This is a genomic window from Staphylococcus cohnii species complex 1663 (assembly GCF_041008415.1).
In the GTDB taxonomy this organism is placed as follows: Bacteria; Bacillota; Bacilli; order Staphylococcales; family Staphylococcaceae; genus Staphylococcus; species Staphylococcus ureilyticus.
This window is the reverse complement of record NZ_JBFDVL010000004.1, coordinates 1-26,494: the sequence shown is the minus strand read 5'-3', so window position 1 is coordinate 26,494 and position 26,494 is coordinate 1. Positions and strand designations below refer to the sequence as shown.

Sequence of the window (26,494 nt, the reverse complement as noted above, 5' to 3'; positions counted from 1 at the left end):
AAAAAAAGACTAACTTCCCCCTTTGAAGTTAGTCTTTCACGATCTTTAATTTCTCCCTAAAATTTTGAGCAGAAAATTTTCTATTACTTATGTGCGCTTTTAATATTTATATAATCAAAATACTACCCCTTTATCAAACTACTATGATAATGATTACTTATTACCTTTTACTATTTGACGAACTTCTTCTAAATCGCCTTCTACATCAATTTGAGGTTTCTTCGTCATTTTACTAACTAAAATGGTAACAATTAAACTTGTTAAAAATCCTGGAACAATCTCATACAAATTAAAGAAATCATTAATTTCACCTAATGGTTTAACAAACGCAATCCAAACAATTACAACAATTGCACCTGAAATCATTCCGCTGACTGCACCAGTACGACTTAAACCTTTCCAATATAAACTCATTAATACAAGTGGTCCAAATGCAGCACCAAAACCTGCCCAAGCGTTACCTACAAGATTTAAAATTGTATCATTAGGTGACCATGCAATGATAATTGAAACAATTGCAACTAAAACAACTGACATACGTCCCACAAAAACAAATTCCTTTTCATGTTTTTTTGCTGCTTCCTCACCACGGAACAATTTATAAAAATCTTCAGTTAATGAACTTGATGTCACCAATAATTGTGACGAAATCGTACTCATAATCGCTGCTAAAATAGCTGCAAGTAAGAAACCGCCCACAAGTGGATGGAACAATATTTGACCCATTAATATAAACAATGTTTCTGGATCCTCAAGTGTTACACCACCACGATTGACAAATGTAATACCTACAAGACCTACACCAACTGCACCCAGTAAGCTAATTGCCATCCAACCTATGCCAAAACGTCTTGCTGTCGGTAATTGTTTCACTGATTTAATAGACATAAAACGCACAATAATATGTGGTTGTCCAAAATAACCTAATCCCCAAGCAAAGAATGATATGATACCAATAACCGTTGTACCTTTAAATAAATCAAGGTTTGTCGGTTTCAAATCTGCCGCTTGCGATAAAGTATCCAATCCACTTAATTGCATCATCGCTACTATTGGTACCATGACCATAGCAATTAACATGATTACCCCTTGGAAAAAGTCCGTTAACGACACGGCTAAATATCCGCCGAAGAAAGTATACGCAATTACAATAATAGCAACTAATAATAATCCAAAATGGTAGTTTAAACCAAAAGCACTATCAAATAATTTACCACCTGCAACCATTCCAGAATGAGTATACAATGTAAAGAACACGACAATAATACCACCTGATATAATTTTAATCACATTTGATTGATCATCTAAACGATTTCTAAAGAAATCAGGTAATGTTATTGCATCTCCAGCTTTTTCTGTATACACACGTAACCGTGGGGCTACAACGAGATAATTTATGTATGCACCAATAGTCAGACCGATTGCCAACCATGCAGCTGATAATCCTGTCGTATAAACTTCACCAGGCAATCCCATAATCATCCAACCACTCATATCTGATGCTCCCGCAGATAATGCTGTAACATATGGCCCTATGTTTCTACCACCTAACATATACTCACTGATATTACCTGTCGCTTGCTTATAGCCGTAATATCCAATGACTAATAGCACAACAAAATACGCACCAAGCATAATATATGTCTGCCAGTTTGGATTTACTTGACTCGATAACGATGCTCCCAAAGTAAACATAAAATAAACTCCCTTTGTATAATTTTGTTACATGCACTTATTATACAAAAGTTTAAAAATTTTTAAACCGCTATTTAAAAAATATTTTTTGAAAATACATTCCAAACCACCTTCAATACGCTCAAAACAATTGTTATCAAGCTATTTTTATCGCTTTAAATAATATGTGTATTTTTACAATTATAGGGTTAAATACTTACTTTTCTAATTCAAAAAAATGTATGTTTCCTACAATATTTACATTTATATGAGAATTTGCTTATTTGAGTAACATCGTTATTTTTAACAATTTTACCGCTTTTTTGACAAAAAAATGAAGCCATTCCCATTAATTAAAAGATAGTATAAATAATGTAATCAATACTAGACACTCACCCCAAAAATAATGCTACAATATTACACATACAATGGAAACGTTTTATTAAATAGAATGAGTAACAAAACTACCTAATTGGAGTGACATAAATAATGCATGATGCAACAGAAAAAAGTGTAAAAGAAAAATATTTAGATTTATTATCTCAACAATTTAATAACAGAGAGGAATTAGCAACTGAAATTATAAATCTTGAGTCTATTTTAGAACTTCCAAAAGGTACGGAACATTTCGTCAGTGACCTACATGGAGAATTCCATGCATTTCAACATGTATTAAGAAATGGTTCAGGAAATGTTCGTTCTAAAATCAGTGATATATTTCAAGATACTTTGACACGCCAAGAAATAAATGAATTTTCGGCACTTGTATATTATCCAGAAGAAAAATTAAAATTAATTAAAAATAGTTTCACCTCAAAAGAGCGCTTAGATGAATGGTATATCACAACGATTAATCGTCTTATCAAATTAGTCACTTATGCTTCTTCTAAATATACACGAACAAAATTACGCAAAACTTTACCTAAAAATTATATTTTTATAATAGAAGAGCTGTTATATAAAAGTAATAAATATAATAATAAACATTCATATTATCAGACACTAATGAATCAAATTATTGAACTCGAACAATCAGATGATCTGATTATCGGCCTGTCCTTTACAATTCAACATCTCGTGGTGAACCATTTACACGTTGTAGGTGATATTTATGATCGTGGTCCAGAACCTGATAAAATCATGGACACCTTAATTGACTATCCTTCTGTTGATGTACAATGGGGAAATCATGATGTCTTGTGGATTGGTGCCTATGCTGGTTCTAAAGTGTGCTTAGCAAATTTACTCAGAATTTGTGCGCGTTATGATAACTTAGACATTATTGAAGATGCTTATGGTATTAATTTACGTCCATTATTAACACTTGCTGAAAAATACTATTCAGGTGACAATCCTGCTTTCAAACCTAAAAATGCTGAAGGACTGTCTCAATCCGAAATAGAACAAATCACTAAAATTCACCAAGCAATCGCAATCATCCAATTTAAACTAGAAGCACCTATCATTAAGCGTAGACCTAACTTTGAAATGGAAGAACGATTAGTGTTGGAAAGCATCGACTATGAAAATCATACAGCCACACTTTATGGTAAAACTTATGCTTTAGAACATACTTGTTTCCAAACAATTGATCCAAGCAACCCTAACGCATTAACTGAAGATGAACACGAAGTAATAGAAAAATTATTATTATCAGTGCAACAATCTGAAAAATTAAAACGTCACATGACATTTTTAATGCAAAAAGGGAAACTTTACCTTCCTTATAATGGCAATCTGCTAATTCATGGTTGTATACCTGTGGATGAAAATGGAGAAATGGAATCTATGGTTATTGATGGTGAAAAATGCTATGGCAGAGATTTGCTTGACCATTTCGAATACTTTGTAAGAGAGGCATTTGACCATAAAGACATACATGATGATTTAGCAACTGATCTCGTTTGGTATCTATGGACAGGTAAGTATTCGTCCTTATTTGGAAAAAGAGCAATGACAACATTTGAACGTTATTTTATTAATGATAAATCAGCACATAAAGAAACTAAAAACCCTTATTATTATTTACGTGAAGACGTAAATATGTGCAAAAAAATGTTAAAAGATTTCGGTTTAGATCCAGAAGAAGGACATATAATCAATGGCCATACACCAGTTAAAGAAATTGACGGCGAAAACCCAATCAAAGCAAATGGTAAGATGATTGTCATCGACGGTGGATTTTCAAAAGCCTACCAATCTACAACTGGTATTGCCGGCTATACTTTACTCTATAATTCTTTTGGAATGCAGCTTGTAGCACACCAACACTTTAATTCTAAAAAACATGTCTTGCTCAATGGGGCTGACGAGCTTTCTATAAGACGCGTGGTAGACAAAGAGTTAAAACGTAAAAAAATACGTGATACTAATACTGGTAAAGATATACAAGAAAAAATTGATGTGTTAAAAGTATTAATGCATGACCGATTTGTCAACTAATTTTATCCATGACTTCTTCATAAAATGATAATGAAATGATGCCGTATTCAGTGACTAAAAGTTCAAAAAAACAACGCGGCGAATGCTACGTTGTTTCATAAAAATATAGAAAACGACAATATTTATAAACACCGTTCTCTTAAATTGTAAACTTAATCAAAGCACCATTTTCTAGGCTGTTAATCCCTAAATTCCATGGGTATGCAGCCTAGTTTTTTTAGGTTCTGCCTTTATGAATATTTTCAATTTGTTTACTCAACCTTAGAGCTGTTCCGTTCTCTCAAAAAATACAAATGTATATATGATATGAACTTTATGATTTATTTCTCGTTTCGTTTAAGATAAAATAAATCATTGTGATGTTTATTAAATAAGTATGATTACCATATGTATGGCAAGAAAGGATTCCAATTATATGTCTAGTTTAAAAGAAAGTATCATCGTTGCTTTTGCGTTTGTAGGTGTTGTTGTGGGTGCCGGCTTTGCGACGGGCCAAGAAATTTTCCAATTTTTTACTAGCAATGGTAAATTTAGTGTTTTAGGCGTTATTATCACCGGATTTATCATTACCATAGCTGGTGTATTTGTATTAAATACAGGCTACCGATTGCGTTCACACAGCCATACTGAGCCCATAAAGTTTTACCTACCTCGAACAATTGCGACAATTTTTGATATGATTTTAACACTGTTTTTACTTGCATTAGCTATGATAATGACAGCTGGTGGCGTTTCAACGATTCATGAAAATTTTGATATACCTTATGCTATTAGCGCTTTGATTTTAGTCATTATTATCTTGGCTACTTTATGCTTAAAATTTGATCGTTTAATCACTGTTTTAGGCATGGTTACACCATTTTTAATTATTATTGTATCAATAATTGCTATTTATTATTTCACTACTGGAAGTTTTGACTTTGATTCAGCGTCGCAATATGCCAATAGTGGCACACGTACAGATAAATGGTGGTGGTTTGATGCAATTAATTATGGCAGTTTGCAAATTGCAGCTGCGTTTAGTTTTCTTTCTGTAATGGGGGGACGTATAAAATCTGAAAAGGCAACATATTTAGGTGGTATTTTAGGTGGCATGGTCATAACGTTTTTATTATTAATGTTAAACCTTGGTATGGTCACAGAATTTACAAAAATAACAAATGTAGCGTTACCGTCACTATTATTGGCAAAACAAATTTCACCTGTGATTGGTCATTTTATGGCCATTATCATGGTATTCGTGATTTATAATACAGTTGTGGGATTAATGTATGCATTTGCCTCTCGTTTCACAGAACCATATAAACAAAATTATTATATTTTAATTATAATTATTGCAATTATTACATTTGCTACTACGTTTGTCGGTTTTATTGAGTTAATTGGAAAAGTATTTCCATTGATGGGACTCTTTGGTTTTATTTTGTTAATTCCTATATTAATCAAAGGTATCTTTTATAAATCACATTCATCATAACAAAAACCTCTAGACGAGAGTTTCAATATTATCATCATTCAATCATAATATTGAGTTGGTCTAGAGGTTTTTTATTTTGCTATCGCAGCACTTACATATCATTATTCTAATTAAATTGTTATTTATTCATCTTCTAATAATGATTGGCCCGCAATAATGCCTTCACGTGTCAACTCGTGACTATTCACCCATATTTGTTTAACTGTTGCGCCAGCTTGATTAAAGATATCAATCACATGTTGACTATCCTGAACAGAAACGATAGGGTCATTTTCACCCATTGATAATAATACCTTGGTATTGGATAAATCTTTGTCATTTACTGACTCTAAAGGATATAAAGGTGCGTAAAGTAGTGCTTTGTTAAATGAAATATCTGGGTGTAACATCATGCTTATCGCAATATTAGAACCATTAGAGAAGCCTACTGGTATAGCTTGGGTCAAATCAAAATGATACGTTTCAGCCGCTTCTTTTAAAAATTGTATTAAATTGTTTGTTCTATATTTCAAATCTTCAACATCATATTGTCCTTCACCATATCTCTTGAAGAAACGATTCATACCATTTTCCGAAACTTCTCCTCTTACACTTAGTACATTATAACTTGCATTTAATGCTTGTGCTAAAGGTAAAAGATCATGTTCATCTCCACCTGTGCCATGTAATAAAATAAAAGTTGGACCGTTTAAATCACCTTGTTTAAAAATGTGTTCCATTATTTATCATCTCCTTTTTAATATACTTATATTCGAATAGGTGGTAATAATTTCAATAATGCTTCTCTTTGTTCCTCATATTGTGGCGGTAACATAAGATGTGTACCCAAGTCTTCAAATCGTTCATCTATCGTAAATCCTGGTCCTTCAGTAGCAAACTCAAAAATAATGCCACCACGTTCTTTCATGTAAATAGCATTAAAATAATTGCGATCTTTCACTTCCGTTACATGATAGCCCTTGTCTTTCATTTTCATTTGCCAAGCTTTGTGTTCCTCATCATTAGGTACTGACCATGCAATATGATGCACGACACCAACACCCCATCGTACACGCACATCGGCAACTTCTTTTTGAACTATCACATGGTGTCGCCATTCTCCTTTAGTTTCAAGGTGAATATGACTCTTATTTTCATCTATTAGCTCTAACCCCATATCCTCATTTAATGTTCGTACCGTTTGATATGGCTCAATTGATAGCATGCTAACACCATGAAAACCTATAATATTTTCTCCACTATCGTACGTATGCGCTTCATCAGCTTCCACAAGTGCTAATGGTAACGCATGTGTATCTGAAAATTCGACCGTAGCTTTATTAAATAATTGTGTTCTCGCAGTTTCTATCCCATGTGATTGCAAATGTTTTTCCCAATCTTCCAATGATCCTTTAGGCACTCGAAATGCTATACGTTGAACCTGACCAGAACCGATACGTCCTTTATAATTGTTGGGCCAATTAAAAAATGTCAATATTGTTCCATTATCCACATTGCCATTCGCAAAATATAGATGGTACGTGGAAGGATCATCAAAATTCACTGTTTTCTTAATTAATTTTAAATTGAGTATATCTCTATAAAATTGAATATTCTCTTCTGGATTACCTACAATCGCCGAAATATGATGAATATGACTAATATCTTCCATAAAATAACTACCCTCTCACTTTTTAATATTAAGATTTAAGCAATCTCACAATTTAATGCGAACGTCTTGTATCAAATGGACGCACTTCTGATTCTATATAATCACGTTTTTCTTCTAAAAATGGTGGTAATGCAAGGCTTTCGCCCAATGTTTCATATGGTTCATCTCCCATAAATCCAGGTCCATCTGTAGAAACTTCAATCAAAATATGACCAATACGTGCATATAATGCTTCAAAATAAAATCTATCTACTAAGCCTGAGTTACCAATACCATACTGTTCATATTTTTCTAACCATTTAGATATTGCCTCATGATCTTTTAATCTGAATGAAACATGATGCACTTCACCATAACCTTGTCTTGCTTCTGGTCCAGTTGCATCTTTTCTTAAAAAGACTTGGCCACCATTACCACCTTCACCTACTTCTAATACTGCAACGTTTTTTTCTTCTATAATTGTTGTCATACCAAATATATCTTCTAAAATCTTTTTAAAGTCTTCAAAATAACTAACAGTTATTTCAATCGGGCCTAGACCATAAATCGCTTTATCTGTTGGTACTGGGCCTTCTTTCCATGGTTGACCAGCTGCCACACCTTTATTGTTTTCATCTGAGATTAATTGATAACTTTGTCCATCTGCTTCTTCAAAAGGCAATACCTTTTTACCAAATAATGTTTGAATGCCTTCATGTTTAATATTATATTCATTAAATCTTTGTTCATAATATGCTAACGCTGCATCATCAGGCACACGAAATGACGGACGTGTAATTGAATTTGTACCAGAATGCCCTTGAGGAACATTAGGAAAATCAAAAAATGTCATATCTGTACCTGGAGAACCAACATCATCTGCAAAGAATGTATGATAAGTATATATATCATCTTGGTTTACAGTCTTTTTCACAAGTCTCATTCCTAATACCTCAGTAAAAAATTTATAGTTTCGTTCAGCATCATCTGTGATTGCTGTTACATGGTGTATTCCTAATAATTGAGTGTTTGTCATAATAAAACTCCTTTTTCCATTATATTTATCTCGATTTCGAAGTAATTTTGAATAAAATTTTTAAGTGCTACGACTTATTGATAGGTTGAGCACTTAATTTTTTTAAAGCTTGTTGCAATGTTGCTAATTCTTCGTTTGACAATACTGAGAAAGTTGATTCTAACGTAGCTGCATGTTCTGGAAATATATCATTCATCAATGCATGTCCTTCTTCTGTAATTGAAGCATTCGTTACGCGCTTATCTTGTATATTTCGAATTCTTACTACATATCCTTTTGCTTCTAACTTATCAACGACATAAGTGATACTGCTACTCGCAATTAAAACTCTGTCACCAATACGTTGTATCGGCTGATCACCTTTATTATATAATAACTCTAAAACTGCAAACTCCGTTATATTCAAACCATAACGTTGAATATCATTTCTGACGATTTGTTCTAAATGATCTACGGTTCGATTTAAACCAATAAAGGTATTCAATGACTCTTTAGTACGATTCATTGCATCACCAACTTTCAATTTATTTCGATTTCGAGATAAATTATAATACCCTTTTGAACATAAGTCAACACATTAAGTATAAAAAATATACTAACATCCGATTACTTAACAAAACCAAAGTTTTATGATTATTTCTCAAACCGTTTCTTCTGCTCAAATAAGTGGTATATATCATAGTGTGGAGGTGTCGTAATGAATAAATTATTTATAAACAACCAATTTGTAGAAAGTGAGTCTAATGACACAATGAATGTCATTAATCCTGCGACAGAAGAAATCATAGACACAATTACATTTGCGACTAAAGACGAAGTAAATTCAGCTGTGGAAAAATCTAAACATGCACAATTAGAATGGGAAAAGGTCCCTCAACCAACACGTGCTGACCATGTAAAAATGCTAATTCCGTTATTAGAAGAACATAAAGAAAAAATTGCAAAATTATATGTTCAAGAACAAGGTAAAACACTCAATTCAGCAATCGGTGAAATAAACAAGGCAATACACTTTATAGATTATATGACAAGTCAAAGTATGAATAGCAAAGGTGAAGTGATTCAAAATAGTCGTGAAAATGAGACGATACAATTAACTAAAAAACCTATTGGTGTGACAGCAGGTATCGTACCATGGAATGCACCCATCATGGTATTAATGAGAAAGGTCATTCCTGCTATAATCTCAGGTTGTTCTGTAATAATAAAACCTAGTGAAGAAACATCATTAGTAACTTTAAAAATTGCAGAATTGTTCCGACAATCAACGATTCCTGCGGGTCTTATTCAAATTGTTCCTGGTAAAGGAGAAACGGTAGGTACGCAATTAGCAGAACATCCAGATATACAATTAATATCAATCACAGGTAGTATGCGCGCGGGTAAGTCCGTTTATGCCAAAAGTGCCCAAACGGTTAAAAAAGTTAATCTTGAACTTGGCGGTAATGCGCCTGTAATAGTGACACCAAATGCCAATTTAAATAAGGCAGTTGATTACATTGTGGCTGCTAGAATTAATAACGCAGGACAAGTATGTACTTGTCCTGAACGCATCTTTGTTCATCATGATATTCACGAAACTTTCATTAACAAACTAAAAGATAAAATGGAGACTTTAAATGTAGGCGATCCATTCGATGATCAAACTGATTTCGGTGCAATTATCAATCAAAAACAATTAGCAAGCATAGATGAAAAAGTTCAAAAGGCAATTCAAAATGGGGCTCAATTAATTACAGGTGGCAGCATCATAAATCGTTCTGGTTATTTTTATGAACCAACGATTTTAGACCAAGTTAATCCAGACGACGAAGCTTTTAAAGAAGAAATTTTCGGCCCTGTACTACCTATAATTAAGTATTCTGATTTTGCAGCAGCTATTGAACACGCCAATCACACAAATGCCGGTTTATCATCTTATATATTTTCAGAAGATTTAAAAGAAGTAATGACAGCAACTGAACGTCTTAAATTTGGTGAGGTTTATGCAAATTGTGAAGCAGAAGAAGTTGTGAATGGATATCATGCTGGTTGGAGAGAGTCAGGTATTGGAGGCGCTGATGGTATTCGTGGGCTTGAAGAATATTATAATACAACAGTGTCTTACATCAGATATGATTAAAAATGTTAATTATTGAAAAATACAAAACATGTTGAAATGACTAAATGTATATTAAAAAACGATGATGGTACTTTCTATCACAAAATCAAAAGAGGTTGGGACAAATTTTTTGTCTCAACCTCTTATCTTTATATTAAAATTACTCATTAAGTGCTTTATTTAATGACTTCATATTTTCTTTCATTAAAGATTGATAAGATATTTGCTTATCCTCTATATCTTCTTTTGATAAGGTTGCCATATTATGAAATTTTAGCGGGGTTGTATTAGATTCTTTTTGAATAACATTTGTAACTTTAGATGTTATATTTTGTTCATATAATACATAAGGTTGTTTAGTTTTATTTATATTTTGAACGATATTCATGAGTTCACGTTGACTAGGTTCTTCATTATTCATGCCACTAACACCTTGCTGTTTAAAATGATAGCGATTTGCAAGATAACCTATAGAGTCATGAGAAATTATGGCTGTATCACGTTTAGGATGTTGTGTGATTCGCTTCATCTCATGATCAATTTCATTCATATCCTTTATCAAATGATTATAATTACGCGTGTAATACGTTTTGTGCTTAGGATCCTTCTCGATCAAATCATTTTTAATCACCTTAGCAAATTTTTTATTTAACACCGGATCTAGCCATACATGTGGATCTTCCCCCCCATGATTATGACTTTCATGTGTTTCATGATGTTCATGTTCGTCATGATCGTCATGTGCTTCATGATTTGAAATTAAATCATGGTGATCAAGGTGTGCAGCAACAGGTAACTTCAAATTATTATTTTTAATTGAACTTGCAATTTTCTTGGCAACGGGATCCATTTCTTCATTCGAATAGATAAACAAGTCACTTTTAGCGATATTAATCATTTCTTTTTGTGTCGGTTCAAAAGAGTGCATATCTGCACCAGGTGGATAAATCGAATCAACTTCTACATATTTGCCTCCAATCTGATTAGTGAAACTTTGGAATGCAAAGGCTGTCGTATATATTTTTAATCTATTGTTCGAACTGACGTCTTTTTTCTCAGAATTTATATTTCCGCATGCACTTAACAATACGATGAATATACAGGTCAGAATAAGTAACATAATTTTTTTCAAAAAACGCCCCTCCAAATCGAAATTATTCCGTTAAAACTATAAACTTATTTTCACATTTTTTCAATGGTTTTTTATTATTCTTCAATTTTTACTAACATCATTTATGCTTGAAATATATGCTTAATTTTAAAATTTGTTTAACTTAAGGCAAAATGTGATATTAAATATATATGATGTTAATAACATGGAGGTGTTAGTATGGCGGAAATCAAACAAGGTACAAATAAATTTTATGTAGGCGATAACGAAGATAATCCACAAGCGGAGATTACATTTCAATCTCAAGGTGACAACCATATAATCATTGACCATACAGGTGTACCAGATGAACTTGGTGGTCAAGGTTTAGGTTCACAACTTGTAAAATCAGTAGTTGACTATGCACGTGATAACAATTTAAAAGTCTCCGCGACATGCCCTTTTGCTAAGTCAGTTATTGAGAAAAAACCAGAATTTCAAGATGTATATGCAGATTAATTAGGTGTCAACAACCTTTTCAAAGTCCAAAATAAATTTGGATATAAAACATCTTAAACTAAATCATCATTTTGAATGAGCCTGGGATGAATCAGTAGTCCCCCAGGCTCATTTGCTTTGTTTATTCTTTAAACCTACATTCGATTCTACTACATAACGAACGCACTTCCATAATTATAAAATATAGAGCTACCTCAATAGTTCTTTGACTGCACCCCTTTTATTTTGGCTTTTGATTGTTTAGTTTCATTTAAATTTTGTAATAACGTTAATTTCCATACTTCATTGATTTTGTTTAAAAATGGGTAATTTAACCATTTTGTAATGCATACATATTATAATAAATACCATTTTTTTTAATCAGCGTTTCATGTGTACCTTGCTCTACAATTTCTCCGTGATTTAATACAAGTATTTTATCTGCATCCTGAATCGTAGAAAGTCTGTGCGCAATGGCTAAAGTGGTTCTTCCCTTTCTCATTGTATTCAAAGATTGTTGTATTTGTTCCTCTGTTTCAGAATCAATGTTTGCTGTCGCTTCATCTAAAATAAGTATTTTAGGATTTGTAGCAATTGTTCTTGCAAATGCTATCAATTGTCGTTCGCCACTTGAAAATGAGCTTCCTTTTTCAATCACTCTATGTTGATACTGACCTGACAATTTTTCAATAAAATGATGCGCATGTACAAATTCTGCTGCAGCTTTTACTTGTTCAAATGTCATCGTTGGATGATACAGTTTAATATTTGATGCAACCGTACCATAAAATATAAATGCGTCTTGAAGCACTAGCCCTATTTTCTGTTTTAATTCTTGTTTAGGGATTGTTTTTATTGAATATCCATCCACATTAATGCTCCCTCGTTCAAATTCATAAAAACGCATAAACAAATTTATAATTGAACTCTTCCCAGAACCCGTATGACCAACAAGAGCTACCATTTCACCAGGATTAACGGTAAAATTAATATTTTTTAATACATCTGTCTTTCCGTCATAGCTAAAACTGACTTCTCTAAATTCAATCTTTCCTTCTTCAATTGTGTACGATGGTACAGGTTGTTGTTCAGGTTCGTATGTGTCATCATCAATTAAAGTAAATACCCTACTCGCTGAAACTAAAGCTTGTTGCAAAATATTTAAATTTTGACTCACTTGATTAATTGGTTCAAAAAACCGTTCCATATATTGAACAAATGCAAATACAACGCCAGCCGTAATACCTGTCGTAAAGCTAATGATACCAAAATATCCCAAAATCATAACTACCGCAAAAATAGCTAGAGAACTTATTGCAGGTCTCAATAATAAACTATCAAGTTTCACAGTTTTTAACATATATTGATAATGTTCATCATTAATACGATTGAATTCACTGTTTAATCTTTTTTCTTGGTTAAACGCCTGTATTATCTTCATGCCTTCTATAGACTCTGCTAATTTTGTATTTAAATCGGACAATTTTTGTCTAGATTTTGCAAATAAAACAGCTGAGTATTTACGATAACTCGCAAGAATAAATATAATAACTGGTAAAAATATTAAAGATATTAAAGCCAATCTCATCTCTAAAATAAACATCATTATATAACTAGAAATCATCATAAAAAAGGCTATAAGAAATGTTGAAAATACGCCTATAATCATATCAACAATTGTCTCAGTGTCATTCGTTAACCTAGAGACTATACTACCACCTGATACCTTATCAAAATATTTCATTCCCAATTTACCTAATTTATTAAAAGCGTCAATTCTTAATTGTTGGATCACTTTAAAAGCAAGATATTGAAAAAGATATTGGCTTAAATACATTGTTACTGCACCTATTATTTGAATACTAATAAAGATAATCATCAGCCATATCATTGCTTGTTGGGGAAAAACGCGTGGCGTAAGATAATCATCAATAAATACTTTCACTAAGTAAGGCGTCAACATACTTGCAATCGTTGATATTGTTAACGTTAAAAATGCTAAAGCAATAGTTCCTTTATAAGGGGTCGTATACTTAAATAACCTAATCAAAGCCTGAGCTTGATCTTTTGCAGTTAAATTAACTTTCTCAGCCATTGGTATCGTCCCCTTTCGTTAAGTCATCTAAATTACGCGTGAGCTTTTGTTGTAAAGCTTGAGCTCGATATGTTTCGTAATACCATCCTTTTTGATTCATCAAAGTAGAATGTGTGCCCTTTTCCACAATCGTTCCTTTATCCATAACAATAATTTCATCCGCTTGTTTCACAGCACTCATCCGATGCGCAGTAATAATATTAGTTTTTCCTTTTCTTAGTTTTTTTAAATTGCTTAGTATCACTTCTTCGGTTTTGGCATCTACTGCAGAAAGGGAATCATCAAGTATTAATACCTCTGGGTCTATTAATAGCGCTCTCGCAATGGAAATTCTTTGTTTTTGTCCTCCTGACAATGATACGCCTCTTTCACCTACCACTGTTTGATATTGATCAGGAAAAGATAATATATCTTCATGAATATCACTTGCTTGACTTGCTGCAAATATTTGGTTATCACCTATTTTTTCATTACTAAATGCAATATTATTACGAATTGAAGTTGAAAATAAAAAGTGTTCCTGTGGTACATATCCAAACTGATTTCTCAAAAGCTGTACATTATAATCTCGAATAGGATGCTCACCATATGTGATTTCATGCATTTCTTTTGTATCATACTCTCTAAGTAGCAATCTAATCAGCGTACTTTTCCCTGAACCAGTTCTTCCAACGATGCCCACAGTAGTACCCTCCCTAACTTCAAAATGTACATTATAGATACCTTCTTTCGAATCACCCGGGAAATTAAATTCCTTAATATTAAACTCAATATTTCCAACGGGTCTAGTGTTAAGTTTATAATCTGTATCTATATCATTAGGGGTATTTTCTATTTCTTCAATTCGTTCATATGATGCCTTTGCCCTTTGAACGATATTAAAAAATAGTCCTAGTGCTAGTAATGGCCAAACGAGCATCCCTAAATATGTCGTGAACGTAATCAGTTGACCAAGTGTGATTGTATTATTAAAAACCAATTTTGCACCAAATACGATTGATAAAAAGTAACTCATTCCTATCACTAATGTGATTGTAGGATCAAATAATGCATCAATTTTCGAAACTTTTAAATTTTTATCAACTACATCATCACTTAAATCTTTAAAATCTTGTTGGTCACTCGCTTCATAACCGAATGTCTTAGTTACTTTGATACCTGCAACACTTTCTTGAGTCTTATCGTTCAATCTACTAAACGCTGCTTGTGCTTTTTTAAATCCTTTACTAAGTAACGATCCATAAAAATTTGTTAACAATACCATAAAAGGTAGTGGTATCATTGCAATCAATGTTAATTTCCAGCTTACTGTTACAGCCATTGTAATCACCACTGTTCCACCAGTTATCAAAGAATCTGCAATCATCAATATTCCAGCACCCGCGGCATTTTGCACTGCTCTTATATCATTAGTTGCATGTGCCATTAAATCACCAGTTCTTCGATTTTGATAAAAGATAGCACTCATAACTGTATACTTTTTATATAAATATGTTCTTAATATTTGCCCCAACTTTTGACTAGTTCCAAATATTGATAATCTCCATATATACCTTAATACATAAGTTAAAATTGCTACCAATACTAATACCAAAAGATAAATCATTAATAGTTTAGGCGTTAATTTGTTTCCCACCATATCGTCAATAGTCTTACCTATAATCTGTGGAGGTAAAATTTCAATTAAAGCAATTAAAAATAATGTACTCAATCCAACAAGATAACTGCCTTTATGTTGTTTGAAAAACCATCCCAATTTCCAAAAAACTTGCATACGCTCACCCCACTCCATCCTCCAAATTGTCCATGTTCACATATTACCATATGTTGTTAAATGTAAATATAGAAGTGATATTAAACTTTATGTAATTCTACGTCATGAGACAATTAAATTGACTTGGTATACTTTTTATATTAATTTGTATCTATAACTCATAACCGAATTTAAAGGAGCAAGGCGATGACTTTTCACGATAAATCAGCAATTCAAGTAACAAATATCACCTTAAACATTAAAAATTTACAAACGATGTTGAATTTTTATTCACATATTTTAGGACTTAAAGTGGTATCAACAAATGATACTTCTGCAGTTTTGCAAGTAGGTTTGAGCGGCCATACAATTACGTTATGTGAAATACCAGAGGGACGTCAGCCTACTTTAAGTGAAGCAGGACTATTTCACGTAGCATTTCTACTGCCCGACCGCAAAGACTTAGCTAATTTCTTATTTCATATTTCGCAATCAAACATTCCGGTTGGTGGTGGAGATCATCTAGTAAGTGAAGCTTTATACCTTAATGATCCAGAAGGTAATGGCATTGAAGTTTATTATGACAGACCTAAGTCTGTATGGTTGTGGGAAAATGATAAAGTGAAAATGGATACGTTACAAGTAGATACGAATGATTTACTTAATCAAAGAACAAAGATGGGCTGGGATGAAATGCCAAATAATGCGAAGATTGGACATTTGCATTTGAAAACATCCGACTTAACCATCGCTCAACATTTTTACATTGAGCAACTAGGTCTCCAGCATATTTCTAACTTCCCGCAAGCTCTATTTATGTCATCTAAATATTATCATCACCATATTGCAGTAAATACTTGGCAATCACGCTTACCTAGAGTTGAAAATGATACAAGCTATGGATTAGCCCATATCGATATTTATAAACCAAGTATCGATACTGAAGAAACTTTTTTTATAGATGGTTTAAGTATTAGATTACACAATAATATGTCATTAATTGCTGATAAAACTTAAAAACATTGACATCACACGCCATCAGTATAATAATCCAACTCACTTTTAAAGTTCATAAAACAAAGAAAACGTCAATTTCTGTAATGACAACAGAAATTGACGTTTATAATTCAATACATTGTATGAATGAATTGGCTTTCTTTTTTATGAATTTTAAATATTTGAGTCCTCGTAACGCTTATTATTCAACCCACTCTACTACATGTGATTGAGGTTGACGTACTTTTTCTTTTGCTGCGTTTTCTCTATAACCAAATGCAACCATTACAGATGGTGCAAAATGCGTTTCATCCATCAAACCTTCATCGCTTAAAAATTGCGTAACAGCATCTAAATCAAATCCTTCCATAGGGCAAGAATCAATATTTAATAATGCTGCACTCGTCATCATATTACCTAGTGCAATATATGTTTGTTTTTTAGCCCACTCCAACAATGTCTGCGCACTATCATTAATATGGAAACTTGTTTGGAAATTATCAAATTTTTCTTCTGTAGCAGGTATACTGTCTTCGCTATATTGTTTAATGTCTCGAATCATATGTTGTACAAATGGTGATTTAGAAGTTACGTTTTTTCGCGCTAATAAAATTACAAAGTGGCTTGCTGTCTCTAACTGCCCTTTTGCACCCCAACTTATTTCTTTTAACTTATTTCTAATTTCAGAATTTTGTACTACGATAAATTTCCACGGTTCTAATCCTAGAGAACTTGGAGACAATCTACCCGCTTCTAAGATTGTGTTAAATTCACTTTCACTTATCTTTTTATCTGAATCAAACCTTTTTGTTGCATGTCTAAAATTAAACGCATTTATAATTGTCTGTTGCATATCATTCATTTCTTGTTTGCCTTCCTTTCCATTTGTAGCTTATATTTTTTAGTATAAGATAGGTTGTTAGACGGATGAAAGTTATATGTTTAAGCGTAATACTGCCAAAATTTTAAATATTAATTTTTCATTTTAGTACTTTATCTTCAATAATTGATAAAACACCTTGTTTATCATTTGACGGTGCTACATACTTTGCAATTTCGAATAAGGTTTCATCTTCACAATTTTCCATTACATAACTATGTGTTGCTAATTGCAGCATATCTAAATCATTATTTGCATCTCCAAAAGCCATGAGTTCATCTTCCGTTAGTCCCCATTTTTTTAATAATCTTGCTAACGCATTGCCTTTGGTCATACCAGGTAGAATGATATCGATACTATCTCGACCACTCGATACAAGTGATAAATCTTGTGAAAAGCGATTTGACAAATCTTCATCAAGTGTTGGATGTGTTGTTCTATCTATATTTAAGGCTATTTTTACATATGCATCTTCTGGTAAATTTTGCAAAGATGCTATTTCTTTTAATTGTCTGTAATAAAAATGTGCATCTTTTTTAAATGATTGTGCATTATTCTTTAATATGTAAGCACTTTTTACGCCACAAACAATTATTTCATTGATACCACGCGTGATGTTTAAGTAATTAACAATATTATGGAAAACATCTTTTTCAAATGCTTGATAATCATACAACGTATTGTCTTCATAAATAACCGCACCGTTTTCCGCAACAAAAAACATAGCTTTATCTCCAAAAATAGATTTTAATTTTGCGTATTGATTACCACTTGCTGCTATAAATTTAATATTTTCATTTTTTAATTGTTGAAAGATACGATTAAACCTTTCTTGATCATATTGTTTTTTTGAATCCAAAAATGTACCATCCATATCTACTGCGATTGCTTTTATCATACTTTTCATCCCCTCGAATACTCTGCTTATATCTGTAATTCATTATATCCATAATTTTCGAGGAATTAAAATGAATCACATATTTTATGCTGTAAATAACATGGTTTTCAAAGATTAAAAAAAGAGGCAGAATAGAACGCATATACACAATATGCTTCATTCTACCTGCCTTTAATAGCTTATTCATTTTCTCAAAAATATTTTGAGATAAACAGAAGTAAATCGTTTTATAACTATTCAACGCATCATTTATTATACCTAACTACATAAAGCTTTAGACTTTTTGATCGTCTTCTTTCATACGGACTATAGAGACATAATTAGATTTTTCTTTAATATCATAGATGGTTAAACCAGTAATGTCTTTTTGTTTGCCTGGCACAATAATACTTATGACATAAGAGAAAACAAAGGCTACTATAAACGAAATAATTGATACATAAAATGGAGAATTGCCGCCACCCATACCATTAAAGATATAAGCAAAAATAATTCCAAAAATTAATCCCATCAGCACACCGAATGTATTCGTACGCCGTGTGAATATACCAACCGCAAACACACCAGCCAATGGCACACCCACTAATCCAGTAATTAACAAGAAAAGATCCCAAAGATCATTAGAATCTGCTGCAATTAGATATATAGACATGCCGAATCCAAATAAACCTGAAAGAATAATCATCCATCTCGCAAATCCTACTTCGCTTTTTTCATTTTTCTTGCCGAAGAATCTGTGCTTAATATCAACAGAAATACAAGCTGAAATTGAATTTAAACTTGAAGAAATGGTTGATTGTGCCGCTGCAAATATTGCTGCTATCAATAATCCAGCAACAAATGGTGGCATTTCAGTAAGTATAAAGTATGGTACTACAGATGAAGTATTAAAATCTTTAGGCAATGCACTTTCATGACTATAAAATGAGTACATCATTGTTCCCATACCATAGAATAAGGGCGCTGATATTAAAGCTAATAACCCGTTCGTCCATAAAGACTTTTTAGTTTCTGATATAGAATCTGACGCTTGATAACGTTGTACCACATCTTGACTTGCTGTGTATTGATGCAAGTTATTAAAAATGTTTCCTAAAAAGATGATAGGAATTGCTGCCGCGGCAGTATTAAATTTCCAGTTATCAGCACTAATGATTTTATTATGTTCCAGTGCATCACTGATAACGGTGCCCATTCCCCCTTGAATGTGGACGACACCTAAAATAATAATTGCTGCTGCCCCACCTAATAGAATGACACCTTGAATGAAATCACTCCATACTACACCTTCGAAACCTCCAAGAAATGTATAAAGAATACATAAGATACCAACCAAACTTGCCACAACATAAGGGTTCATATCTGACACAGATGTAATCGCTAATGTAGGTAAATAAATGACAATGGCTACTCTCCCAATATGGAATAATACAAATAGTAATGAACCAATAACACGAATACTAGGTCCAAAACGTGCCTCTAAATATTCATACGCAGATGTCACTTTTAATTTTTTAAAAAATGGTACATAAAAGTAAATAAGTAAAGGAATAATTGCTACAATCGCAATATTACCTGCAATATATGACCAGTCTGTTAAAAATGCTTTTTCTGGCGTAGACATAAAAGTAATCGCACTCAAAGTCGTTGCATAGATAGAGAACCCTACTGCCCATGAAGGCAAACGACCACTAGCCGTAAAGAAACTATCTGTACTTTGGCTTGCGCGTTTGGTAAAATATGCTCCGACTAAAAGCATAACTAAAAGGTAAATAACTACTGCTATCCAGTTCCATGTACCAAAACCTACTTGTTCCATTTAATTCATCCCCTTATACGGTAACCTACAAATCGTATTTGTTAATTAATGTTTCTAATTTAGCTCTGTTATTTTCATTGAATGGTTTAAATGGGCGTTTCGGTAAACCTCCGTCAATGCCACGTGTCGCTAAAATTTCTTTTAATGTAGAATAAATGCCCATAGACAACACATTTTCAATTATGTCGTTAGTATCATGCTGAATTTGATATGCTTCATCAATTTGACCGCTTTTAGCTTTTTCAAAAATTTGTCTTGCGCGTCTACCATTCACGTTATAAGTAGATCCAATTGCGCCATCCACACCAGAAATAGCTGCTTGCACTAACATTTCATCAAAACCTGAAAGTATTAATTTATCTGGATACGCTTTTCGAATACGTTCTAATAGGAAAAAATTAGGAGCTGTATATTTTACGCCAACCACTTTTTCATGATTAAATAATTCACCAAATTGTTCTATAGAAATGTTAACGCCAGTTAAGTCTGGAATTGCATAAATAATTAAATTATTTTGTGTCGCTTCAATTAATTCAAAATAGTAATCTTTGATTTCTTCAAATGAAAATGGATAATAGAACGGTGTAACTGCTGAAATCGCATTATATCCTAATTCAGTTGCATATTTACCTAACTCTATTGCTTCGTTTAAATCTAACGACCCAACTTGAGCAATCAATTTTACATTTTCATTAACCGCCTCTTTCGCAACTTTAAAAACTTGTTTCTTTTGTTCTTTATTTAATAAGAAGTTTTCACCTGAACTGCCGTTAACATAAAGTCCATCTAAGCCTTCAGTTTCAATGGCATTTTGAGCAATTTGCGCCAATCCTTTCTCTTTAACCTGACCATCTTCATCAAATGGTACTAATAATGCTGCATATAAACCTTTTAAATTCTCTTCCATCGTATAACCCTCCATCTATATATTTAAGTTATTATTCAAAATCATTTATATAACTGTATAATGCTTTAAAAAATATCTTTTATTTATTCTATTTACAGTTCAAATTGTAAACGCTATCATAGAGTGTGGCAATAGAATTTTGAAAAAATACATCATTTCGAAACAATATAAGTGAAAACTTTTTTCAACATCGATTTTCTTTTAAAAATTAAGGAGGATTTGTTTATGCATCCATATAAGATTGCTATTGATATTGGAGGGACAGAAATTAAAGCAGCTGTAGTTGATCAATCATTAAATTTTATAGAATATATCAAAACACCTACCCCTAACAACATAGATACATTTATTAAGGATAAAATTTATAACATTGTAATGACGTTTCAAAAATCTTATCAAATATCCCCACTTTATGTCGGCATTTCTAGCGCAGGCGTTATAGACGAACGCCGTGGCATAGTTGAATACGCTGGTCCAACCATAACCAATTACGTAGATACTGACTTCAAGTGTTTGCTTAAACCATTAAATGCTCAGGTGAACGTATTTAACGATGTCAATGCAGCTTTGTTAGGGGAATTGGTTTTCCATGATTACAGCGCACAAAATATTTTTTGCTTAACACTGGGTACAGGAATTGGGGGCGCTTTTTATAATAAATATTCCCAACTATACAACGGGGAACGAAATCGTGCTAATGAAATTGGTTATTTACTTTTTGATAGACAAACAAACAAAACATTTGAACAACGTGCCTCAACAACTGCCTTAAAAACACTCATGCTAGAAAAAGGATTTATTTATCAAGACAATGTACCAAAATTATTTGAACTCGCAGATCAACAAGATAATCTTGCATTATCTATACTCAATCAATGGAGTGATTCAATTGCAGAAGGTATCGCTCAAATACAGATTATTTATGATCCCGGTTTAATTCTGATCGGTGGCGGTGTTTCTTCACAAGGACAAAATTTATTAAAATACATCGTACCTAAAGTCGAACATTACTTACCTGAGCAATACGGTCATGCTCATATACAAACAACGCGTACAAAGAATCATGCTGCACTTTATGGCGCAGTCTCTAAATTTTAAAACAGCTATTGACGACGTTATGCTGTTATAGCCATGAAAATTACGTCCTTTATGTACCAAAACCATCAAAAATCCTACTATCAAAGAAATATTGATATTAAGCCAATTTTTCGTTTATGCAGGTATTTACTGTTGCACACGAAGAAAGCGGTCATAAATAAACACAATTAAGCGAGCACAGCACTTACTTGTTTCTTCATACTTTGAAATATATCCACCATATTAATGTCCATGGACTACAAAAGCGCCAAATTCTATATAATCTCAATAGAATTTGGCGCTTTTGTTTTAATCAAGGATACTTATATGCCTAACGAACCTCGTAACATTTATTTACGTGTTTACGTTCACAATGACTCTATTCATTTAACACTACTTTTTTCGTATGTTGATATACATTATGCATATATGTATCATCTAATAATAAGTAACTGACAATATCTATTAAAAACAATGTTGCGATTTGAGTATTAATAAATTGTGTGTCTTTATTTCTAGATTGATCAGTTGTTATGAGCACTAAATCTGCACACTCAGTAATTGGACTTCCTTCATAATTCGTTATAACTACGACATAAGCCCCACGTTCATGTGCTACTTTGGCTGCAGCTATAAGCTCTGTAGTTTCACCACTATTTGAAATCGCAACAAATGTATCTGATGCTGATAACAAAGAAGCAAATATTTTCATTTGATGAGCATCTGTAGACACATTCCCTTTCAAACCCATTCTCATCATACGATAGTAAAATTCTGTAGCTGATAATCCAGAACTACCAAGACCTGCATAAATGATTTGTCTACTTCGAATAATTTGGTTAACAAAACTTTGAATTTTTTCATCAGAAATAAATTCTCCTGTTTGCTGAATAATATTTTGATGATATTTATGAATACGTTGAATTAAAGGACTATTTTCTATTACTCTTTCCGACATTTCTTGCTGTAAATTAAACTTCAAATCTTGAAAGTTCTCATAATCTAATTTATTACTAAATCTTGTAATCGTTGCAGGCGAAGTACCAATCGCATATGCTAATGAATTAATTGTTGAAAATGTGTCGTCAAAGTCATTGTTTTGAATATACGCTACGATTTGTTTATCTGTTTTAGTAAATAAATGATGGTAACGTTGCACGCGATTTTCAAATTTCATATTATCTATCCTCCCATCCCAATCATAGCTATAGTATAAATGAAAATGTTTTTCATAACAATGAAATATATTGATTATTATTTTCTTGGTGTTATATTAAAAATATGAATCTATTAGATAGTAAAGTATTTTATTAAATCTACTAAAGTTACGGAGTGTATTATTATGTTACCACAAGGATTAATTGTCTCATGTCAAGCCTTGGAAAATGAGCCGTTACATTCATCTTTTATCATGTCAAAAATGGCTTTAGCTGCATATGAAGGTGGTGCTGTTGGCATTAGAGCAAACTCTAAAGAAGACATTATGGCGATAAAACAAGAGGTGAATTTACCTATCATCGGTATTGTCAAAAGAGACTATGCAAATTCTGATGTTTTTATCACCGCAACACGTAAAGAAGTCGATGAATTACTAGAAAGCAAATGTGAAGTTATTGCCTTGGATGCTACAAAGCAGGAGCGTCCTGAAGAATCATTACAAGAACTTGTTTCTTATATACGTCAGCAAGCACCAAATATAGAAATTATGGCTGATATCTCTACACTTGAAGAAGCACAATATGCTGATAAATTAGGTTTTGATTACATAGGAACGACCCTTCGAGGCTATACTGCTTATACTAAAGGACATATTTTGTATGAAGATAACTTCAAATTTTTAAAAGATGTGATTTCACATGTTCATGCAAAAGTTATAGCTGAAGGAAATGTCATCACACCTGAAATGTTTAAACAAGTTACAGCCTTAAATGTTCATTGTACAGTCGTCGGAGGTGCGATTACACGCCCTAAAGAAATCACCAAAAGATTTATTCAAGCAATTGAAAATTAACATTTAAAAAAGCCCGTATTCAAACCCATGTTTTTACTTGGTAATGAATACGGACTTTTTATATAATTTTTTATTTAACGGTGCATGTTATAGTGCTTCGGCAATAAATATTTTTCTATCTTCCCACTCACCTGTTTGTTCATTGTAATTATCACATGTAATTAATGTTAGTTGCTTCTTATTCGATGCTTGTTCGTCCAACACTTCAACTTCATCTGGTTTCACATCATAAATTTTAGTAATCTGATACGTTCTTCGCTCATCTCCAACTTTAAAATAAACTTTGCTTCCCTTTTTCGTTTCAGGTAACCTAGAAAATTGATAATCCGAATGACCCGTTAATGTATGACCTGCAATTGTGATATTTTGATCCTCTAATGATTCGTTTGATTCCACAAAACTTACGCCTCTATCTAATTGTTTCGGCGTGGCCGGTCCAGGATAAACAGGTGTTTTAATATCTGCATCAGGAATTGATAAATAACCTGCCATCTTTGTCTTATCTTTAGGTATTTCTACTTTCTTTTTTTCAGAAGTTTTAGATTGTTGGTCATAATGTTCTATTTTATTTTCATTGTCTTTTTGAGTAAAATAATTATCAATCTTTGGTTTCATAAATAAATAAATTGCTATTATAATGAGTGCCACACCAATTAATGTGACAAGTCTACTTCCCCATTTTTTCATGTCACGCATGCTCCTTTGTCTAAATCAAACGATTCATTATAAGTATAGCACAACTCATTATCTAACAAAGCATATTTTTTTTGCATCAATCCTTTTATAGTTTTAAAAATTAATAATGTGGTAGATACTAAAGTATTCAATATATATAAAGGATGTGTTTGTATGTCAGTATTTTCTAATGATGAGCGTGTAAAGATATTGTCTGACATTGTTGAAATTCAATCTGTGAACGAAAAAGAACTTGATGTCGCACATTATTTACAAGATTTATTTAATAAATACGGAATTCAAACCAAAATCGAAAAACTGGAAGGCGAAAACACAAGAGCTAACTTAGTTGCAGAAATTGGTAACGGAAAACCTGTGGTTGGTATTTCAGGGCATATGGACGTTGTCACTACAGGTGATGAAAATTTATGGAATTATGACCCATTTAAGCTTACAGAGGATAATCAAGGAAGATTACACGGACGTGGCTCTGCAGATATGAAATCAGGACTAGCCGCTTTAGCAATTAGTTTAATAGAAATTAAAGAAGCAGGTACATTAAATCAAGGTACTATCAGATTTATGGCGACTGCAGGAGAAGAAGTAACGAGTGACGGCGCTGCATTATTACATGAAAAAGGCTATATGGATGACGTCGAAGCCCTATTAATCGCAGAGCCTTCACAAGATGGCATTGTTTATACACATAAAGGTACCATGGATATTCAAGTGATATCCAAAGGTAAATCTTCACACAGCTCAATGCCTGAATTAGGTTATAATGCGATTAATCCATTGGTCGATTTTATTCATTATTTAAATAAAGCGTATAACAAAGTTGATATTAAAAGTGAGTTGCTCGGTACGCCAACAATGAATTCAACAATCATATCCGGTGGCGACCAAGTCAATTCTATACCAGCCTATGCTGAGTCACTGTTTAACATGCGTACCATACCAGATTATGATAATAATAAATTTGAGGCGTTATTTAACAGTATAAAAGATCAAGTTAACCAAGAAAGTAACGCCGATATAACTGTTAACCCTTATGTAAACCGCGATCCCGTATATACTAAGGGGGATAATACGTTCTTAAAATTAGCTAAATCTTTAGGTGATTCCTATTTTGATAGAAATCTGGATGTGACTTCTTCTACTGCAACTACAGATGCATCATATTTAATGAAAGATAAAGATGAAAGTTTCTCATTTGTAATGTATGGCCCAGGTGAGACTGGACAAGCACATCAAGTTGATGAATATGTTTATAAAGATGCTTATCTAACTTTTATAGATTTATATAGCCAGTTATTACCACAGTATTTAAATACGGCTAAATAAAATCACTAAGCACGTGATATAACACGCTTACAATCACTAAACAAAGCTTAATACAGAAACTGCGTACTCTATAAATGGCTAATCCATACGA

General features: G+C 32.6%; 22 protein-coding genes. 8 read left to right on the top strand and 14 right to left on the bottom strand.

Going from position 1 to position 26,494, the window contains the following annotated elements; translation table 11 throughout:
• Positions 1–153: 153 nt before the first annotated feature.
• Complete coding sequence (putP, locus tag AB1J10_RS05585; RefSeq protein ID WP_046206784.1) at positions 154–1,695, bottom strand: sodium/proline symporter PutP; 1,542 nt, start codon at positions 1,693–1,695, stop codon at positions 154–156.
• A gap of 468 nt (positions 1,696–2,163) precedes the next feature.
• Here putP and AB1J10_RS05580 point away from each other — a divergent pair, with 468 nt between their 5' ends.
• Positions 2,164–4,116 carry a fructose-bisphosphatase class III gene (locus AB1J10_RS05580; protein WP_040029774.1) on the top strand — a complete coding sequence of 651 codons (1,953 nt, stop codon included), beginning with the start codon at positions 2,164–2,166 and terminating at the stop codon, positions 4,114–4,116.
• Positions 4,117–4,531: 415 nt separating this feature from the next.
• Positions 4,532–5,593, top strand: a complete 1,062-nt coding sequence (locus AB1J10_RS05575; RefSeq protein ID WP_107365218.1) for a YkvI family membrane protein — start codon at positions 4,532–4,534, stop codon at positions 5,591–5,593.
• Positions 5,594–5,715: 122 nt separating this feature from the next.
• Here AB1J10_RS05575 and mhqD read toward each other — a convergent pair whose 3' ends face one another.
• The 4 genes from mhqD to AB1J10_RS05555 form a co-directional block, all read right to left on the bottom strand.
• The gene (gene mhqD / locus AB1J10_RS05570) at positions 5,716–6,312 is read right to left on the bottom strand and encodes a methylhydroquinone degradation carboxylesterase MhqD (RefSeq protein ID WP_064209277.1); all 597 of its coding nucleotides are present in this window, start codon (positions 6,310–6,312) and stop codon (positions 5,716–5,718) included.
• A 26-nt stretch (positions 6,313–6,338) separates the two neighbouring features.
• Entirely contained in the window at positions 6,339–7,244 is a 906-nt protein-coding gene (locus AB1J10_RS05565; protein WP_107365219.1) for a VOC family protein, read from the bottom strand.
• A gap of 52 nt (positions 7,245–7,296) precedes the next feature.
• On the bottom strand, positions 7,297–8,259 hold the full coding sequence (gene mhqE / locus AB1J10_RS05560; RefSeq protein WP_107391272.1) for a ring-cleaving dioxygenase MhqE: 963 nt from the start codon (positions 8,257–8,259) through the stop codon (positions 7,297–7,299).
• Between the two features lie 67 nt (positions 8,260–8,326).
• A complete protein-coding gene (locus AB1J10_RS05555) occupies positions 8,327–8,764 on the bottom strand; it encodes a MarR family winged helix-turn-helix transcriptional regulator (RefSeq protein ID WP_046206973.1) in 438 nt (145 codons plus the stop codon).
• A 192-nt stretch (positions 8,765–8,956) separates the two neighbouring features.
• Here AB1J10_RS05555 and aldA point away from each other — a divergent pair, with 192 nt between their 5' ends.
• The gene (aldA, locus tag AB1J10_RS05550) at positions 8,957–10,381 is read left to right on the top strand and encodes an aldehyde dehydrogenase (RefSeq protein ID WP_046206780.1); all 1,425 of its coding nucleotides are present in this window, start codon (positions 8,957–8,959) and stop codon (positions 10,379–10,381) included.
• Between the two features lie 139 nt (positions 10,382–10,520).
• Here aldA and AB1J10_RS05545 read toward each other — a convergent pair whose 3' ends face one another.
• Positions 10,521–11,492 carry a metal ABC transporter solute-binding protein, Zn/Mn family gene (locus tag AB1J10_RS05545; protein ID WP_070037377.1) on the bottom strand — a complete coding sequence of 324 codons (972 nt, stop codon included), beginning with the start codon at positions 11,490–11,492 and terminating at the stop codon, positions 10,521–10,523.
• A 198-nt stretch (positions 11,493–11,690) separates the two neighbouring features.
• Here AB1J10_RS05545 and AB1J10_RS05540 point away from each other — a divergent pair, with 198 nt between their 5' ends.
• Complete coding sequence (locus tag AB1J10_RS05540; RefSeq protein WP_019470056.1) at positions 11,691–11,969, top strand: GNAT family N-acetyltransferase; 279 nt, start codon at positions 11,691–11,693, stop codon at positions 11,967–11,969.
• A gap of 310 nt (positions 11,970–12,279) precedes the next feature.
• Here AB1J10_RS05540 and AB1J10_RS05535 read toward each other — a convergent pair whose 3' ends face one another.
• Both AB1J10_RS05535 and AB1J10_RS05530 read right to left on the bottom strand, forming a co-directional pair.
• Positions 12,280–14,043 carry an ABC transporter ATP-binding protein gene (locus AB1J10_RS05535; RefSeq protein WP_064209273.1) on the bottom strand — a complete coding sequence of 588 codons (1,764 nt, stop codon included), beginning with the start codon at positions 14,041–14,043 and terminating at the stop codon, positions 12,280–12,282.
• Positions 14,036–15,817 (bottom strand): ABC transporter ATP-binding protein, encoded by a 1,782-nt coding sequence (locus AB1J10_RS05530; RefSeq protein WP_107391277.1) that lies wholly within the window; start codon positions 15,815–15,817, stop codon positions 14,036–14,038. The genes AB1J10_RS05535 and AB1J10_RS05530 overlap by 8 nt, the downstream gene beginning before the upstream one ends.
• A 186-nt stretch (positions 15,818–16,003) precedes the next feature.
• Between AB1J10_RS05530 and AB1J10_RS05525 the strand changes: the two genes are divergently transcribed.
• Positions 16,004–16,813, top strand: a complete 810-nt coding sequence (locus tag AB1J10_RS05525; protein WP_064209272.1) for a VOC family protein — start codon at positions 16,004–16,006, stop codon at positions 16,811–16,813.
• Positions 16,814–16,994: 181 nt separating this feature from the next.
• On the opposite strand, the gene AB1J10_RS05520 is transcribed toward AB1J10_RS05525, so the two are convergent.
• From AB1J10_RS05520 to AB1J10_RS05505, 4 genes are all read right to left on the bottom strand, one after another.
• A complete protein-coding gene (locus tag AB1J10_RS05520) occupies positions 16,995–17,654 on the bottom strand; it encodes an NAD(P)H-dependent oxidoreductase (protein WP_046206776.1) in 660 nt (219 codons plus the stop codon).
• Positions 17,655–17,772: 118 nt separating this feature from the next.
• A complete protein-coding gene (locus AB1J10_RS05515) occupies positions 17,773–18,570 on the bottom strand; it encodes a Cof-type HAD-IIB family hydrolase (RefSeq protein ID WP_040029771.1) in 798 nt (265 codons plus the stop codon).
• A gap of 274 nt (positions 18,571–18,844) precedes the next feature.
• On the bottom strand, positions 18,845–20,389 hold the full coding sequence (locus AB1J10_RS05510; protein WP_107365221.1) for a sodium:solute symporter: 1,545 nt from the start codon (positions 20,387–20,389) through the stop codon (positions 18,845–18,847).
• Between the two features lie 25 nt (positions 20,390–20,414).
• Entirely contained in the window at positions 20,415–21,296 is an 882-nt protein-coding gene (locus AB1J10_RS05505; RefSeq protein ID WP_369003044.1) for an N-acetylneuraminate lyase, read from the bottom strand.
• Between the two features lie 225 nt (positions 21,297–21,521).
• Here AB1J10_RS05505 and AB1J10_RS05500 point away from each other — a divergent pair, with 225 nt between their 5' ends.
• On the top strand, positions 21,522–22,394 hold the full coding sequence (locus AB1J10_RS05500) for an ROK family protein (RefSeq protein WP_107365222.1): 873 nt from the start codon (positions 21,522–21,524) through the stop codon (positions 22,392–22,394).
• 358 nt (positions 22,395–22,752) lie between these two features.
• Here the strand turns inward: AB1J10_RS05500 and AB1J10_RS05495 are convergent, their stop codons facing one another.
• The gene (locus AB1J10_RS05495) at positions 22,753–23,550 is read right to left on the bottom strand and encodes a MurR/RpiR family transcriptional regulator (protein WP_019470049.1); all 798 of its coding nucleotides are present in this window, start codon (positions 23,548–23,550) and stop codon (positions 22,753–22,755) included.
• Positions 23,551–23,715: 165 nt separating this feature from the next.
• On the opposite strand from AB1J10_RS05495, the gene AB1J10_RS05490 reads away from it, so the two are divergent.
• Positions 23,716–24,384 (top strand): N-acetylmannosamine-6-phosphate 2-epimerase, encoded by a 669-nt coding sequence (locus tag AB1J10_RS05490; RefSeq protein WP_070037368.1) that lies wholly within the window; start codon positions 23,716–23,718, stop codon positions 24,382–24,384.
• Between the two features lie 87 nt (positions 24,385–24,471).
• Here AB1J10_RS05490 and srtA read toward each other — a convergent pair whose 3' ends face one another.
• The gene (gene srtA / locus AB1J10_RS05485; protein WP_369003043.1) at positions 24,472–25,071 is read right to left on the bottom strand and encodes a class A sortase SrtA; all 600 of its coding nucleotides are present in this window, start codon (positions 25,069–25,071) and stop codon (positions 24,472–24,474) included.
• Between the two features lie 162 nt (positions 25,072–25,233).
• Here srtA and AB1J10_RS05480 point away from each other — a divergent pair, with 162 nt between their 5' ends.
• Complete coding sequence (locus tag AB1J10_RS05480; RefSeq protein ID WP_040029770.1) at positions 25,234–26,403, top strand: ArgE/DapE family deacylase; 1,170 nt, start codon at positions 25,234–25,236, stop codon at positions 26,401–26,403.
• The last annotated feature ends 91 nt before the right edge of the window (positions 26,404–26,494 follow it).